The sequence below is a fragment of the Bacillus swezeyi genome, assembly GCF_030908325.1.
Taxonomy (GTDB): domain Bacteria; phylum Bacillota; class Bacilli; order Bacillales; family Bacillaceae; genus Bacillus; species Bacillus swezeyi.
In genome coordinates, this window is sequence record NZ_CP133085.1 from 3286847 (window position 1) to 3300805 (window position 13959).

The window sequence follows — 13959 nt, forward strand, 5'->3', positions numbered from 1 at the left end:
ATATAATTTACCTTAACACGTTCATTGTCGTAAAAACAATGAAAAGGGATGTAAAATTTTCCGAAGTCCCTTATAAAACCTTACTCATTATACAATTAAACAAAAAGTTTTTAAATAAATTTTAAACAAACTCTTTGAAAAATCGCGGTAAAAGACACAATCCTTTCACTTTCTCTTTGACCATAAAAAATAAACGTGAGCCAAAAGGCCTCACGTTTACTTATTTTATCCCAACATATTGGTTTTCAGTCGAAATTTTTCCAATTGATTTATATTTGTCATATCTTTGCTGGATCAGCTCGTTTTTGTCAAGTTTCATCAGGGACTTGAGCGCATCTTTCAGCACTTCGTCAATATATGCGGCCTGCTGTTTCACATCGCGGTGTGCTCCGCCTCTTACTTCTTTTATAACATGATCAATAATATCTAATTCTTTGAGATCTGGAGCAGTGATTTTCATTGTTTCAGCCGCTTTTTTTGCAAGTCCTGAATCCTTCCAGAGAATCGCTGCCGCTCCTTCGGGAGAAATCACCGAATAGGTTGAGTTTTCCAGCATAAATAAGCGGTTTGCAACACCGAGAGCAAGCGCTCCTCCGCTGCCTCCCTCCCCGATGACGATCGAGATGACGGGCACGGATAGTCCTGCCATTTCAAAAAGGTTTTTCGCAATGGCTTCACTTTGTCCTCTTTCTTCAGCCGCTTTTCCCGGATAAGCTCCTTTTGTATCAATAAAGCAAATAATCGGCCTGTTAAATTTGTCGGCCTGCTTCATCAGTCTCAGCGCTTTTCGGTACCCTTCTGGATGCGGCATCCCGAAATTGCGGCGGATGTTCTCCTTCGTATCCTTGCCGCGCTGGTGGCCGATGACGGTTACAGGAAGACCCTGAAATTTGGCGATTCCGCCGACAATCGCTTCATCATCACCGAAATAACGATCTCCGTGGCATTCGAAAAAATCGGTAAAGAGATGTTCTATATAATCAAGCGTTGTCGGACGATTTGGATGTCTTGCAATCTGGACTCTGTCCCATGCTTTCAGATTTGTATAAATATCTTCTTCAAGCCTTTCGAGACGCGCTTCAAGCTTTGTAATTTCAGAGCTTAAATCCATATCTGAATCCTGCGTGAATTTTTTCAGTTCGGCAATCTTATCACGCAATTCGATTATCGGCTTTTCAAATTCTAATTCTCCAGCCACTCGAGATCACCTCCAGTCTGATGCATATTCAAAATGTTGCTGAGCGTTTTTTTCATGTCAGCTCTGTTCACGACAGAGTCAAGCTGACCGTGTTTCAGCAAAAATTCCGCGGTCTGAAAATCCTCGGGCAGTTCTTCACGGATTGTTTGTTCGATAATTCTTCGGCCGGCAAAGCCGATCAGTGCGCCCGGCTCGGCGAGATTGTAATCTCCAAGGGACGCAAAGCTTGCGGACACTCCGCCAGTCGTCGGATGGGTCATGACCGAAATGATCAAGCCGTTTTCTTCACTGAACAGCTTTAATGCCGAACTTGTTTTAGCCATCTGCATCAGGCTCAGAAGGCCCTCCTGCATCCTCGCTCCTCCGGAGGCGGTAAAAATGATAAAAGGAATGTTTTCTTCCCTCGCTTTTTCAATCGCAAGCGTAATTTTTTCACCTACGACAGACCCCATGCTTCCCATTCTGAAGTTAGAGTCCATAACTGCAACAACCGCCGGAGAACCGTCGATTGTGCCTTTTCCGGTTACAACAGCCTCATTTAAAGACGTTTTCTCCCGGTCCTTTTCCAGCTTCTCCAGATATCCCGGGAATTCCAGCGGGTTTTCTGAAACCAGATCCTGATTAAATTCTTCAAAAGATTGATCATCCAGCAGGCTTTTTATACGCTGCTTCGCGTTCATTTGAAGATGGTACCCGCAGTTCATGCAAACCCGTAAGTTTTTATCGAGCTCTTTTGTGAGCATGATTTTTTTGCAACCAGGGCATTTCGTCATGATCCCTTCCGGTACATCCTGCTTTGCTTTTTCCGCAGGAACGGAAGCGTATTTTTTTTTCTTTTTACTGAATATATCCTTTAACAAAAGATTACCTCCCTTTTCTGAAGGGTTTCTTCATATATGCCTGTCCTGCTCATAGACTAGAACATCACTATACCGAAACTATTGTACTTTTTTTGTCAAACCGTGTCATCCTCAATTCGACATTTTTTAATCGGCAAAGTCCGAATCAAGGTGACCGAGATCAGAGACTGGCAAATTGATATATAAGCCTTGAGAGCGGATACAAAAGTCCAGAAAAGCGAGTCGAAAAAAAATTTCCTCATGCCGTCGGATTCCCCTAAAAGCATCCCCAATAAGAGGAAAAACCGATCATCTCATTCGTGAAACAGCGCGTGACAACTCTTGAGTCAGAGCGGCCACGCGCTGATAAAATGAGAAGTTTAATTTCCTTCGATAACCGCAAGTTTTCTTGTTTTTTCAGCGACTTCTTCAGGGTCTACGTCAATCCTTGCCACTCCTGTTTCCATAGCGGCTTTTGCAACAGCTTTTGCGACCGCAGGAGCGACTCTCGGATCAAATGGAGCCGGAATGACGTATTCAGGCTTCAGCTCTTCGTCGGAAACAAGTGAGGCGATTGCTTCAACGGCGGCGATTTTCATTTCTTCGTTAATGTGTGTCGCACGGACGTCCAGCGCACCGCGGAAAATGCCAGGGAAAGCAAGAACATTGTTCACTTGGTTAGGGAAATCTGAACGTCCTGTGCCAACGACGCTGGCGCCGGCTTTATGAGCTTCCGCAGGCATGATTTCCGGGTTAGGATTGGCCATGGCGAAAATGATCGGCTGGTCTGCCATGCTTTCAACCATTTCTTTTGTCAGGGCCCCCTCAACGGAAACACCGATAAAGACATCCGCGTCTTGAATCACGTCTTTTAGCGAGCCATCTATACGATTTTTGTTTGTGTACTTTGCCACCTCTTCTTTAACCGCGTTCATGCCGTTCGGACGGCCTTCATAAATTGCGCCTTTTGTGTCGCACATAATGATGTCGCGCACGCCAAAATGATAAAGGAGCTTGATGATTGCAATTCCGGCTGCACCCGCACCGTTTGCCACCACTTTTACCGAAGACATCGATTTGCCTGACAGTTTGAGGGCATTGACAAGTCCGGCTACGGTTACGATCGCAGTACCGTGCTGATCATCATGGAAAACCGGGATTTTTGTTTCTTTTTTAAGGCGCTCTTCTATGACAAAGCAGTTTGGAGCCGCAATATCTTCGAGGTTGACACCGCCGAATGTCGGCTCAAGAAGCTTGACGGTTTCAACGATTTGATCAACATTTGAAGTATTTAAACAAATCGGGAATGCATCCACGCCCGCAAAGCTTTTGAAAAGAACCGCCTTTCCTTCCATGACAGGAAGGGCAGCCTCAGGGCCGATATTGCCGAGACCGAGCACAGCCGTTCCGTCTGATACGACTGCTACCATGTTTCCCTTCATTGTATAATCATATACTTTGCTGTTATCATCATAAATCGCTTTACACGGTTCAGCTACACCGGGAGAATACGCAAGGCTTAAATCATCTGCATTTCGCACCTGGACTTTTGATTTTGATTCTAATTTACCTTGGTTGACTTTGTGCATATGCAGTGCTTTTTCTTTCAATGACATGTTAACAAACACTCCTTCAAGGGAATTTTGCCTAAATTATTGCTACGTTTTCCTGCTTTAAGATGCTTGTAAGACGAGCAATTGAATCTTAAAAATGATAACACAATTCCCGATATTTTTAATCCCATATGCTCATGTAAATGTTAACGCAGCACGACATTTTTTTCCCCGACAACGCTTTTGAGCCTGTACAGTACGGCGTGGTCGGCCTTTATATTATAGGCGTCGGGAAGCTTCATCGTTTGTTTTTTCTTTTCATAATATATGCAGACAGGCGTCTCCCCTTTGTTCTCCAGCAAAAGGCTGCTGATTTTTTCAAGCATTTCTTGGGTATGCTGATTTTCTTCCACTTTGATATAGACGGAAGGCTGCTTCTTTGTATGAAGCGATTCAAGCAGGGAAGCCGCGGTGACGATCAGCTGACGCTTTTCGTTTCTTGTTTCAAGACGGCCTTCTGCAAAAATCGATGCCCCTTCTTTCAATATCGGTGAAAATTGTCTGAGCTGTTCGGGAAAAACGACCGCTTCCATTTCTCCGCTTTCATCGCTCAATTCCAGAAAAGCCATCGTCTGCCCCGCTTTTGTGCGGATCGTTTTCATTTTGGTCAAAAGCGCGCCGAGAGCGGCTTTTTTCTGACTGGAACCGAGCAGCTGAATGATCGGCAGAGCCCCCGCCTGATTTAACCCGGTGCGATGGACGGAGAGCGGATGGTTCGAAAAGTAAATGCCAAGCGTTTCTTTCTCGCGGGCGAGCAGATCGACGAGCGGCATTTCTTCCGTTTCTGCATATTTCGGCTTGATCGTCATGGCTTCATCAAGAAAGAATCCCAGCTGATCATGGTCTCCCGCAAACAATTCGGCATGCTCCAAAGCAATGTCAATCGAAGCAAGCAAAGTCGCGCGGTTTTCGCCGAATTCATCCATTGCCCCGGAAAAAATCAGCGCTTCTATCGTTTTCCGGTTGACGATTTTCACAGAGGTTCGAACGCAAAAATCAAACAGATCAGCGAATGGCTTTTCCTTTCTCGCTCTGTAAATTTCTTTCACCGCGGAAATTCCGACGCCTTTCACAGCCCGCAAACTATAGCGGAGCGCTCCGTTTTCTACTGCAAACGGATAGCCGCTTTTGTTGACCGAAGGCCCCAAAATGTCCAGCCCTTTTCCTTTCGCTTCATAGATGTACTGAGCCAGCTTCTCCTCATTGCCGATCGCGCTCGTCAGCAGGCCGCACATGAAGTACAGGGGGAAATGGGCTTTTAAATAGGCAAGCTGGTAGCCGATCATGCTGTAGGCTACCGCATGGCTGCGGTTAAATCCGTAATTGGCAAATTTGACAATCAGATCATACACTTCATTGGCTGATTTTGCGGAATATCCTTTTTTCAGACACCCGTTAATAAAATGATTTCTCTCTGTATCGAGAATTTCCTTGTTTTTTTTGCCGACTGCTCTTCTCAAAAGGTCGGCTTCCCCCAATCTGAACCCCGCCATTTGCGAAGCGATCATCATAATCTGCTCCTGATAAACAATGACACCGTACGTATCTTTTAAAATCTCAGCCAGATCTTCGTGCGGGTAATGCACTGGTGCCTGTCCATGCTTTCTCTCGATATACAGCGGAATATTTTCCATCGGTCCGGGGCGGTACAACGCATTGACGGCGACAATGTCTTCAAGGCTGGTCGGCTTCAGCTTTTTTAAAACATTTCTCATGCCGGCCGATTCCAGCTGGAAGATGCCTGTCGTATCTCCTTTTGACAACAGCTGAAACGTTTGTTCATCTTCATAAGAAATCTCCGAGAAGTCAATCGTTATCCGTTCTTTCTTTTCAATCATCGACTTGATGGACTCAATGAGCGTCAAGTTGCGCAAACCGAGAAAGTCCATTTTCAAAAGCCCCAAATCTTCCAGATGGCCCATGGAATACTGCGTCAAATACACACCGTCATGGCCTTCCTGGATCGGTATAATATTCGTCAGGGGCTCTTCGCTTAAAACGACGCCTGCCGCATGAATTGATGTATGGCGCGGCAATCCTTCGATTTTTTGGGCCGTTTTAAATATTTCCTGCAGCCTTTTTGATTCATTGAGGCGTTTTGCAAGCTCTGAAGAAAGCTCTCTGGCCTCCTTCAAGGTCACTCCCGGCTTCGAAGGGATCAGTTTTGCAAGCTGGTCGGCTTCCTTCGGGCTGATGCCCATCACCCGGCCGACATCCCTCAGCGCCGCTTTGGCGGCCAATGTGCCGAATGTAATAATCTGTGCGACGTGCAATGCACCGTATTTATCTTTGACGTACTGAATGACTTCGTCTCTTCTCACATCCGGAAAATCGATATCAATATCCGGCATGCTGATCCGTTCTGGATTTAGAAACCGTTCAAACAGAAGCTTGTGCTTGATCGGATCTACATCGGTAATAAACAGCGCATAGGCGACTAAAGAACCAGCGGCAGAACCGCGGCCCGGCCCGGTAATAATCCCGTTTTCGTGTGCGAATTTCATAAAATCCCAAACGATCAGAAAATAGTCGCTGAACGCCATGTCTTTAATAACAGAAAGCTCATATTCAAGCCGGCTCACATATTCGTGCGGAGGATCGGCAAACCGCTTGCTGAGACCGGCAAAGCAAAGTTCTGCTAAATAATCGTCCGCATTCCTTCCGGCCGGAGCGGGATATTTGGGCAGGCGCGTCTGGCCGAGGCTCAAATCGACGCAGCATTGCCCTGCGATCTTCACGGTATTTTCCAATGCGTCCGGATGGTCGCGGTATATGTCAAGCATTTCAGCCGGCGGTTTTAGATCCAGATTTTGATCCCCTTCAGCCTGCAGGTCTCCATCGTGCTTCTCCCCCGCCTTAATCGCCTTTAAGCAGGTATAGGCTGTCACATCCTCTTTATCGATATACCGCACATCGCCTGATGCGGCAACCGGAATTCCTGTTGTTGCGGACAGCTCAAGAATGCGTTTGGAAAGAAGCGGGTCCGCCTTGTACGGCTGATACGACAAATAGAAGCTGTCTTCTCCGAAGATTGATTTGTATCGGAGAGCGGCCTCTTGCGCCTCCTCAACCAGCCCTTCTTTTAAAAGCGCTTCAACATAGCTTGTCTCACCTGTTGTCAGCGCAATGATATCTTCATGATAGCTTTTGAGCCATTTTTCTTTGATGCCTGTTTTTGATTTTGACTGCAAAACGCTGCTGATTTTCAGCAGGTTTTTGTATCCCTTGTTTGTTTTCGCCAAAAGAACGAGCGGATATGCAATCTGTTCTTTTTCATCAGTCAAAACGGCTGCGGTCAGCCCGATAATCGGCTTGATTCCGCGTTTTTTGCATGCTTTATAAAACTCTACCGCTCCGTACATGACCTCGTCATCCGTCAGCGCCAATGCGCTGTAGCCCAGCTCTTTCGCCTTGGCAGTGAGATCCTCTACAGATGCGGCGCTGTTTAATAAACTGTAGCCGCTATGTACTTGCAGGTGAACAAAAGGCATTCTGTCACCCCTTCCTTTTTCGAGCCATCTCTTTTCATTATAAGATGTGAATCAATGAGAAACAAATGTTCTTTTTTTATCATCAATCATACTTGTCTTTCTTTGTCCATATCATGTTAGAAGGTGAGGTGATCGGAATGGACCCTGAACAGCCCTTTTTTCCAAACTTTATCAGCTGTTATTTTATTGCTCTGGGCGTTCTTCTCGGCGGTGCTTTAATCGGCGGAATCGGCGCTTATTTATCAGGCCAGCCGCCTTTGACGATTATTACAAGCCTTGCAAACCGCCTGAAAATCTGGGCGCTGGTTGCAGCAATCGGCGGTACGTTTGATGCGGTCTACAGCTTTGAGCGAGGCATCTTCGAAGGCAATACGAGAGACATCGTGAAGCAGCTTCTCCTGATTCTTTCGGCTATGGGAGGAGCGCAGACAGGGTTTCTGATCATCAATTGGCTGACACAGGAGCATATTTCCTCATGAGAATCCCCCCTTACTATAAAAAACCCGGGTGGCAGCGTTTTTTTGCAGGAATGATGTGCGGAGCCATCATCAGCTGGTTCGTTTTCCTGTTTACGTACGGAACCTTTCAGGAGGAACAGGTCGTGATGATTCGGGAGCAGAAGGAGCGCATCAAAGATTTAAATGATCAGATCACCATTTATCGGGAAGATCTCCACAAGCTGAATGAGGATAACAAAAGAAAGCTGCTGATACAAAGTGTGGATGTCAAGCTGATCAACGGCAAACAATATAAGCTGTCCCAGCCTGACATGATGAACTTTGAGGAGCACATCCGCGATAATATTTCCGATGTGATTACAAAGGATATTGAAAGCGTCTATCGAACAAAAGAGCTTTTAAAGCGGACGATTGAAAACAAAGTATATACGATAAACGATAAAACCTACAAAGCGAAGGTCGCTGAACTGACGATTTATACAAGGCTTTCCGTAGAAATTAAAATATCCTTTTCGGAATAAAAATATGGATTTTTTTTAACTATTTAAAGACATTCGTCGCTTTTTTCCATATTTTATTTTAAACTGACAGTAAGCGATACGAAAGCTAAAAAAGGGAGGAAAGCAGAATGTACATTTACAGTTACCATCAGCTGGCAAGAGATAAAGTCAACCGAATCAAGCTCGGTTTTTCAGCTTATGCGGAAACTGAAAGTCTCGCGTCCCTTATCAAAAAAGAATTGCAAGCTCAAAACATCCATGTCTATGAGGATGTGACAGATCTTGGATCCTGGTTTATCCCTGAATAAGCAAGAATACATGCGTCTACGCTAAAAGGATGCTTACAAACATAGCCAGTTTAGCTTTTCGACGGGCGCGTTCAAGCGGGGATTCTTCATATCCCGCAGACACGAAATGCAAACGCTTACAGTCAAACTGCACAAAAAGAGGGGGACTCCCCCTCTTATTTGCCTTTTTTACATATCCGCTCCAAATCGGCGATGACATGTTCGGCGTCTTTCCAGTCATAAATGGAAGCGCCGGCCGCGAGCGGATGGCCTCCGCCGTTGTATTTTTTCGCGACTTCATTGACAATCGGTCCTTTCGACCGAAGCCTTACCCTGATTTGATCGGTTTCCTCCACAAAAAACACCCATGCCTTAATGCCTGAAATATTGCCAATCGTGCTGACAAGCTGTGAAGCTTCAGACGGTGTAATATTGAACTGCTTCAAAATGTCCTGAGTGATGAAAACGGAGGCAACGCCGTTTTCGGACAGGGAGACATTTTGATAAATGTATCCGTTCAGCCTCACAACGTTTAATTTTGTCTCATATAATTGATCGAAAAGCTCCTGGGAAGAAAAAGGATATTCGATCAGCTCTCCGGCATATTTCAATGTCTTTTTTGTTGTATTCGGAAAGAGAAAGCGTCCGGTGTCGCCGACGATGCCCGCATAAATCAGTTCCGCTCCCTTTACAGGAAGCTTCCAGCCCGCCGCTTCTTTTCCGGCCAGATATAATTCATAAATCATTTCGCTCGTTGAGCTTGCACTTGTATCAACCCATAAAAGATCGCCATACTGATCCTCATTCGGATGATGGTCGATTTTGATCAGCTTGCTGCCTAAATGGTAGCGCGAATCGGAAATTCTCCCTTGATTGGCTGTATCGCAGACGATGACAAGTGCATTTTCGTACACAGCGTCTTCAATGACATCAGGGGTATATAAAAACGACAGGGATGGTTCAGGTGTTCCGACTGCAAAAATATTTTTTTCCGGATAGGTTGCCCTCAGGATTTCCGTAAGGCCGCATTGAGATCCATAAGCATCTGGATCTGGTCTCACATGTCTATGTATAATGATAGTGTCATATAATGATATGGTTCTGATCAATTCGTTTTTCATGCCGAGCCCCTTCTTTACTTGTTTTTAACCATTAAATCATAATCTGTTGATGGTGGAAAGTGAAAGTCATGACTTTTTATTGTAGAAAGCGGACCCGTTTATGTATACAATGGGTTTGTAAAACTTACAATGGAGGATGTCGATTATGCCGTTTTTTGTTTTTTTCATTGTGGTTTCAGCGATTGCTTATGTGTACTATAAAGTTAAATATGTACGCACAAAAAGGGCCGTTGAAAAGGAATACTTGTCCGCCAAATCAAGTATGAGTTTAGGCCTTTTCATCATGTTTTTCGGCGTTAATCAGCTGGTGATACACCGGGGTGCTTTAACCGTCGTGATTGGTGTCATTTTTATTTTGACCGGATTAGGAAGCATGTGGGCCGGATACAAAGCATATAAGCATTACGTCCCATTGCTTGCAAAAGAAAACGAAAGGGAAAACGCATAAGCAAAAAAGAGGGACATCACAGCGTCCCTTAGCTTCTTTCCATCAGCTGCACCATCATCATCGCTTTTCCGACAAGAGCACCTTGGTGAAAGACTTCGATATCCATTTTTCCGAATTTCCTTCCGGCTTCAAGAATATTCGGTTTAATTTCAATGACAGACTCCATTTGAACGGGCTTTAAAAAATAAATCGTCATACTCTCTATGACAAGCTCTCCTTTTTTAAGCGAACGCAGAAAGCGGTTCGCCGCTTCGGTCAGTATCGTCGTAAAAACGCCGTAAGAAATCGTCCCCAAGTGGTTTGTCATTTGCGGTGTGACCTCATATTGATACACGGGAGAAGGCTTGTTCTTGTCATTTTCGGATTCCTTGAACCCGCCTGTCACGATATCATCAAGTTTTTCACCGACCTGCGGCTGTTTTTGAATCATTTGAAGCGCTTTTAAAACATCCTGTCTGCTGATCATGCCGATCAGCTTCTGGCGCTCATCTACAACAGGAAGCACTTCGATTCCTTCCCAGACCATCATTTGCGCCGCTGAAGCTACAGATGTTTTACCGACAACCGTAATCGGATTTTTCGTCATGACTTTTTCAATCAGCACCGAACGGCCATATCCCGCAACATCCTTTGAAGTTAAAATACCATGGATTTTCATCTGATCGTCAACGACAGGAAACCGGCCGTGGCCCGTTTCAAAGTTCTTTTCATACCATCTTTCCAGCTTTTCCTGCGGAGATAAGCAGACCGTTTTTTCAAGCGGGGTTAAAATATCTTCTACAAGCACGACTTCTTTTTTAATCAGCTGGTCATAAATCGCCCTGTTGATCATGGCTGCAACCGTAAACGTGTCATAGCTGGTGGAAATGACCGGTAGCTCCAGCCTGTCTGCAAGCTCAATAATCGAAGGTTCCGTGTCAAAACCGCCTGTTACCAAAACAGCGGCGCCCGCTTCAAGAGCCTGGCGATGCGCATCGATCCGGTTTCCGACAATCAGGAGGTTGCCGGCTCCGGTATATCTCATCATCGCATCAAGCTTCATCGCGCCGATGACGAATTTGTTGAGCGTTTTGTGAAGCCCTGCTTTACCGCCGAGAACGTGTCCGTCTATCACATTTACCACTTCAGCGTATGTCAGCTTTTCAATGTTTTCTTTTTTCTTTTGCTCGATCCGGATCGTGCCGACCCTTTCGATCGTGCTGACGAATCCTTTGTTCTCAGCTTCTTTAATCGCTCTGTAAGCTGTCCCTTCGCTTACTTTCATCTCTTTGGCTATCCGTCTGACAGAGATTTTTTCGCCGACGGACAGGGAATCAATATATTTTAAAATCTGTTCATGTTTTGTCGCCAATCGTTTCACCTTCATCCTCTGACTGCTTATTATGGTTTTATTATAAATGCTTGGGCGTTTTGACCGCAATCCGGCCTAACCATGTCACATCATAGAAAAGCCGGCTGTCATGCCGGAGGCTGATCATCCGCCAGCATCTCAAGCGCTGTTAAAAGCCAGGAACAGTAGCCATTTTCCCGCTCGAGCGCCCTTGTCAGCACCAAATAATGGCCAAAGTGCGGCGACCGAAACGAAATCGATTGACCCGCTTCCTCTTTCAGCTCTTCAAGCTTTTTTTTTAAAAAGACGGCTTTCTCTTTTCTTTTGGAAAGCTGGTCGGCAAAAAGCGCTTTGGCTTCCTCAAGCTCCATCGCAGAAATAAAATAAGCTTTTAACATAAACTCATCTTTCACCGTGTCAGGCACAGGCTTAAATGCCGTAAGCCACTCATGGAGCTCACGCTTTCCTTCAGGCGTGATGGAGTACATCTTCTTTTCCAATTTCGAGCCTTGTATGACCGTTTTGAATTCAATAAATCCTTCATCTGTAAGCTTTTTCAATTCGGGATAAATCTGGCTGTGCTTTGCGCTCCAGAACTGGCCAAGTTCGGCTTTAAAACGGCTTGTCATGTCATAGCCGCTCAGGCTTCCTTTATCCAGCAGCCCTAAAATCGCATATTTCAATACCCTCATAATCACCCTCCAAAGATGTATCCAACTTTTTCGCTGCTCGTATTATACCATGATTGACATGTTTTGATTTACATATAACGATTTCGGCTGTAAAAAAGGGACCCGGAAGCGGGACCCTGGTGAACAAAAGCCTATTTAAATTCCAGCGATTCTCCGACCTCAAGCACTTTCCCGACGCCGCCCGGCAGACTGTCTGCAAAGGTGTGCGGGTCCTGTTCGATCACCGGGAACGTAGAGTAGTGAACAGGAACAACCTGTTTTGCCCTGAGCCACTCAGCAGCAAGTTTTGCATCTTCAGGGCCCATCGTAAAATTATCACCGATCGGCAAAAATGCGAGGTCAATATGATTCAGTTCGCCAATGAGCTTCATATCTGAGAAGAGTCCGGTGTCTCCTGCATGAAAAATCGTTTTTCCTTCAACGGTCAGCAGGATTCCAGCCGGCATTCCGGTATAGACGATTTTTTGGCTGTCTTCTTCCGTATAAGCGGAGCCATGAAAAGCCTGGGTTAATTTCACTTTCCCAAAATCGAATTGATGTGAGCCGCCAATGTGCATCGGATGTACGTTCAAACCTTTCCAGCCGAGATATACCGCGAGTTCGTTCGGAGCTACGACCAGCGCATCGTTTCGCTTGGCGATTTCCATTGTATCACCGACATGGTCGTTGTGGCCGTGCGTCAGCAGAATGACATCCGCTTTGACGTCTTCAGGCTTTAGATCTGTTAAAGAATTTCCTGTGATAAACGGATCGAAGATTAAACTGTGCTTTCCCGTATCAACTGTGATCACTGAATGGCCATGGTATGTCACTTTCATCATATCCACTCCTCATGTCTAATTTTAATCCTCATTTAGAGAGAATGGCGGTTTATCACATTCAAGCCGCCTGTCGCCTCAATCACTGTTCCAGTAATGTAGTCTGAATTTTCGTCGCAAAGAAAGGTGATAATCCTTGCAATATCTTGACCGGTTCCCGACCTGCCGATCGGTGTTTCTTTGTCGAGGGAAGCCCTCGAATCAGAAATAGAGGCTTCTTTCATCTCTCCGACGATGTTGCCCGGGCAGACCATATTGGCTGTAATGCCTGAGCCCGCTTCTTCAATGGCGATCGTTTTCGTCAGAGATGCCAGCCCCACTTTTGCCGCTCCAAAAGCGGAGCGATGCAGCCAGCCCGGCGCATGGTCCGCCCCCTGAAATCCGTAAGTGATGATCCGGCCGAACTGCTGTCTTCTCATGATCGGAATGACCGCTTTAAACAGATGGAAGACAGAGCTTAAATTGCCTTCAAGCATGTCATACCATTCATCATCAGTATAATCTGCGAGCTTTTTCCGTTCAAATATGTATGGGCCGGCATTATTAATCAGCAGGTCGATTTTTCCGAACCGCTCGAGAGCAGCATTCACCATGTGAAGCAAGTCTTCCTTTTTCGTAACATCCCCTTTTACAAACTGCAAACGGTCAAGGCATGACCGCCATTCTGATTTGAGGCGGCCGACAGCTTCTTCATCCTGCCTGTAGTTGACCGTCACTGAATACCCTTTATTCAAGAGCGCTTCGGTCACTTTACGCCCCAAACCTTTTGAACCGGCTGTTATTAACGCATGGCGCACATCTTTCCCTCCCAAGCATTGGTTCTCGGTTTTCACCATCATTGGCATGATATTCTTTTCTATCTATACTTTACTACAAAACCTTGAGGATATCACATATGGAACATCGGCATTTTTCAAATATGCAGCTATTAAAAAAAGCTGAAGCCATCGATCGTACAATCGGGCTTCAGCCTGTGCCGGCTTTTTATTGTTTGTCTTGATCTAAAAGCGGCTGTTCGTCATCATGAGCAACAAATCCGCTGAAATAGGCATCGGAGATTTGCTGAACGGTTTCTTTTTCGCCATCGGCATCAAACATATATGCCGATTGTAACTGATCCTTTTTCATTCCTACACCCCTCTTTTCGATTCACAGCTTTATTTT

At 45.5% G+C, this 13959-nt stretch carries 14 protein-coding genes; 4 read left to right on the forward strand and 10 right to left on the reverse strand.

What is annotated here, in order from left to right:
• Nucleotides 1-220 precede the first annotated feature (220 nt).
• The 4 genes from accA to dnaE all read right to left on the reverse strand — a co-directional run bounded on the left by accA (nucleotide 221) and on the right by dnaE (nucleotide 7141).
• Nucleotides 221-1198, reverse strand: a complete 978-nt coding sequence (accA, locus tag RBH91_RS16260; protein WP_076763270.1) for an acetyl-CoA carboxylase carboxyl transferase subunit alpha — start codon at nucleotides 1196-1198, stop codon at nucleotides 221-223.
• Nucleotides 1183-2058, reverse strand: coding sequence for an acetyl-CoA carboxylase, carboxyltransferase subunit beta (gene accD / locus RBH91_RS16265; protein ID WP_307892223.1), 876 nt, complete (start codon nucleotides 2056-2058; stop codon nucleotides 1183-1185). Before accD ends, accA begins: the two co-directional genes overlap by 16 nt.
• A 359-nt stretch (nucleotides 2059-2417) precedes the next feature.
• Nucleotides 2418-3653, reverse strand: a complete 1236-nt coding sequence (locus RBH91_RS16270; RefSeq protein WP_307892224.1) for an NADP-dependent malic enzyme — start codon at nucleotides 3651-3653, stop codon at nucleotides 2418-2420.
• A gap of 143 nt (nucleotides 3654-3796) precedes the next feature.
• A complete protein-coding gene (dnaE, locus tag RBH91_RS16275) occupies nucleotides 3797-7141 on the reverse strand; it encodes a DNA polymerase III subunit alpha (RefSeq protein ID WP_307892225.1) in 3345 nt (1114 codons plus the stop codon).
• Between the two features lie 137 nt (nucleotides 7142-7278).
• Between dnaE and RBH91_RS16280 the strand changes: the two genes are divergently transcribed.
• The 3 genes from RBH91_RS16280 (at nucleotide 7279) to RBH91_RS16290 (ending at nucleotide 8407) form a co-directional block, all read left to right on the forward strand.
• Complete coding sequence (locus RBH91_RS16280) at nucleotides 7279-7620, forward strand: sporulation membrane protein YtrH (protein WP_076763349.1); 342 nt, start codon at nucleotides 7279-7281, stop codon at nucleotides 7618-7620.
• Nucleotides 7617-8120 (forward strand): sporulation membrane protein YtrI, encoded by a 504-nt coding sequence (gene ytrI / locus RBH91_RS16285; RefSeq protein ID WP_076763281.1) that lies wholly within the window; start codon nucleotides 7617-7619, stop codon nucleotides 8118-8120. Before RBH91_RS16280 ends, ytrI begins: the two co-directional genes overlap by 4 nt.
• Nucleotides 8121-8227: 107 nt before the next feature.
• Nucleotides 8228-8407, forward strand: a complete 180-nt coding sequence (locus RBH91_RS16290) for a YtzJ family protein (protein ID WP_076763284.1) — start codon at nucleotides 8228-8230, stop codon at nucleotides 8405-8407.
• A 155-nt stretch (nucleotides 8408-8562) separates the two neighbouring features.
• Here RBH91_RS16290 and RBH91_RS16295 read toward each other — a convergent pair whose 3' ends face one another.
• Nucleotides 8563-9507: a DHH family phosphoesterase gene (locus RBH91_RS16295; protein ID WP_076763287.1), complete on the reverse strand. Its 945-nt coding sequence runs from the start codon at nucleotides 9505-9507 to the stop codon at nucleotides 8563-8565.
• Between the two features lie 145 nt (nucleotides 9508-9652).
• On the opposite strand from RBH91_RS16295, the gene RBH91_RS16300 reads away from it, so the two are divergent.
• Complete coding sequence (locus tag RBH91_RS16300) at nucleotides 9653-9955, forward strand: YtpI family protein (RefSeq protein ID WP_148958090.1); 303 nt, start codon at nucleotides 9653-9655, stop codon at nucleotides 9953-9955.
• Between the two features lie 28 nt (nucleotides 9956-9983).
• Here the strand turns inward: RBH91_RS16300 and RBH91_RS16305 are convergent, their stop codons facing one another.
• From RBH91_RS16305 to RBH91_RS16325, 5 genes are all read right to left on the reverse strand, one after another.
• A complete protein-coding gene (locus RBH91_RS16305; protein WP_076763292.1) occupies nucleotides 9984-11306 on the reverse strand; it encodes a CBS domain-containing protein in 1323 nt (440 codons plus the stop codon).
• Between the two features lie 107 nt (nucleotides 11307-11413).
• Nucleotides 11414-11977 carry a PadR family transcriptional regulator gene (locus tag RBH91_RS16310; RefSeq protein WP_307892226.1) on the reverse strand — a complete coding sequence of 188 codons (564 nt, stop codon included), beginning with the start codon at nucleotides 11975-11977 and terminating at the stop codon, nucleotides 11414-11416.
• Nucleotides 11978-12108: 131 nt separating this feature from the next.
• Complete coding sequence (locus RBH91_RS16315) at nucleotides 12109-12795, reverse strand: metal-dependent hydrolase (RefSeq protein WP_307892227.1); 687 nt, start codon at nucleotides 12793-12795, stop codon at nucleotides 12109-12111.
• 35 nt (nucleotides 12796-12830) lie between these two features.
• The gene (locus RBH91_RS16320) at nucleotides 12831-13592 is read right to left on the reverse strand and encodes an SDR family oxidoreductase (protein ID WP_076763301.1); all 762 of its coding nucleotides are present in this window, start codon (nucleotides 13590-13592) and stop codon (nucleotides 12831-12833) included.
• Nucleotides 13593-13779: 187 nt separating this feature from the next.
• Nucleotides 13780-13923, reverse strand: a complete 144-nt coding sequence (locus RBH91_RS16325; RefSeq protein WP_164470264.1) for a hypothetical protein — start codon at nucleotides 13921-13923, stop codon at nucleotides 13780-13782.
• Nucleotides 13924-13959: the final 36 nt, after the last annotated feature.

Coding starts and splice junctions, on each gene's coding strand:
- RBH91_RS16315 (WP_307892227.1), bottom strand. CDS start 12,795: ATGAAAGTGACATACCATGGCCATTCAGTGATCACAGTTGATACGGGA.
- RBH91_RS16325 (WP_164470264.1), bottom strand. CDS start 13,923: ATGAAAAAGGATCAGTTACAATCGGCATATATGTTTGATGCCGATGGC.
- RBH91_RS16270 (WP_307892224.1), bottom strand. CDS start 3,653: ATGTCATTGAAAGAAAAAGCACTGCATATGCACAAAGTCAACCAAGGT.
- RBH91_RS16300 (WP_148958090.1), top strand. CDS start 9,653: ATGCCGTTTTTTGTTTTTTTCATTGTGGTTTCAGCGATTGCTTATGTG.
- RBH91_RS16280 (WP_076763349.1), top strand. CDS start 7,279: ATGGACCCTGAACAGCCCTTTTTTCCAAACTTTATCAGCTGTTATTTT.
- dnaE (WP_307892225.1), bottom strand. CDS start 7,141: ATGCCTTTTGTTCACCTGCAAGTACATAGCGGCTACAGTTTATTAAAC.
- ytrI (WP_076763281.1), top strand. CDS start 7,617: ATGAGAATCCCCCCTTACTATAAAAAACCCGGGTGGCAGCGTTTTTTT.
- RBH91_RS16310 (WP_307892226.1), bottom strand. CDS start 11,977: ATGAGGGTATTGAAATATGCGATTTTAGGGCTGCTGGATAAAGGAAGC.
- RBH91_RS16290 (WP_076763284.1), top strand. CDS start 8,228: ATGTACATTTACAGTTACCATCAGCTGGCAAGAGATAAAGTCAACCGA.
- RBH91_RS16295 (WP_076763287.1), bottom strand. CDS start 9,507: ATGAAAAACGAATTGATCAGAACCATATCATTATATGACACTATCATT.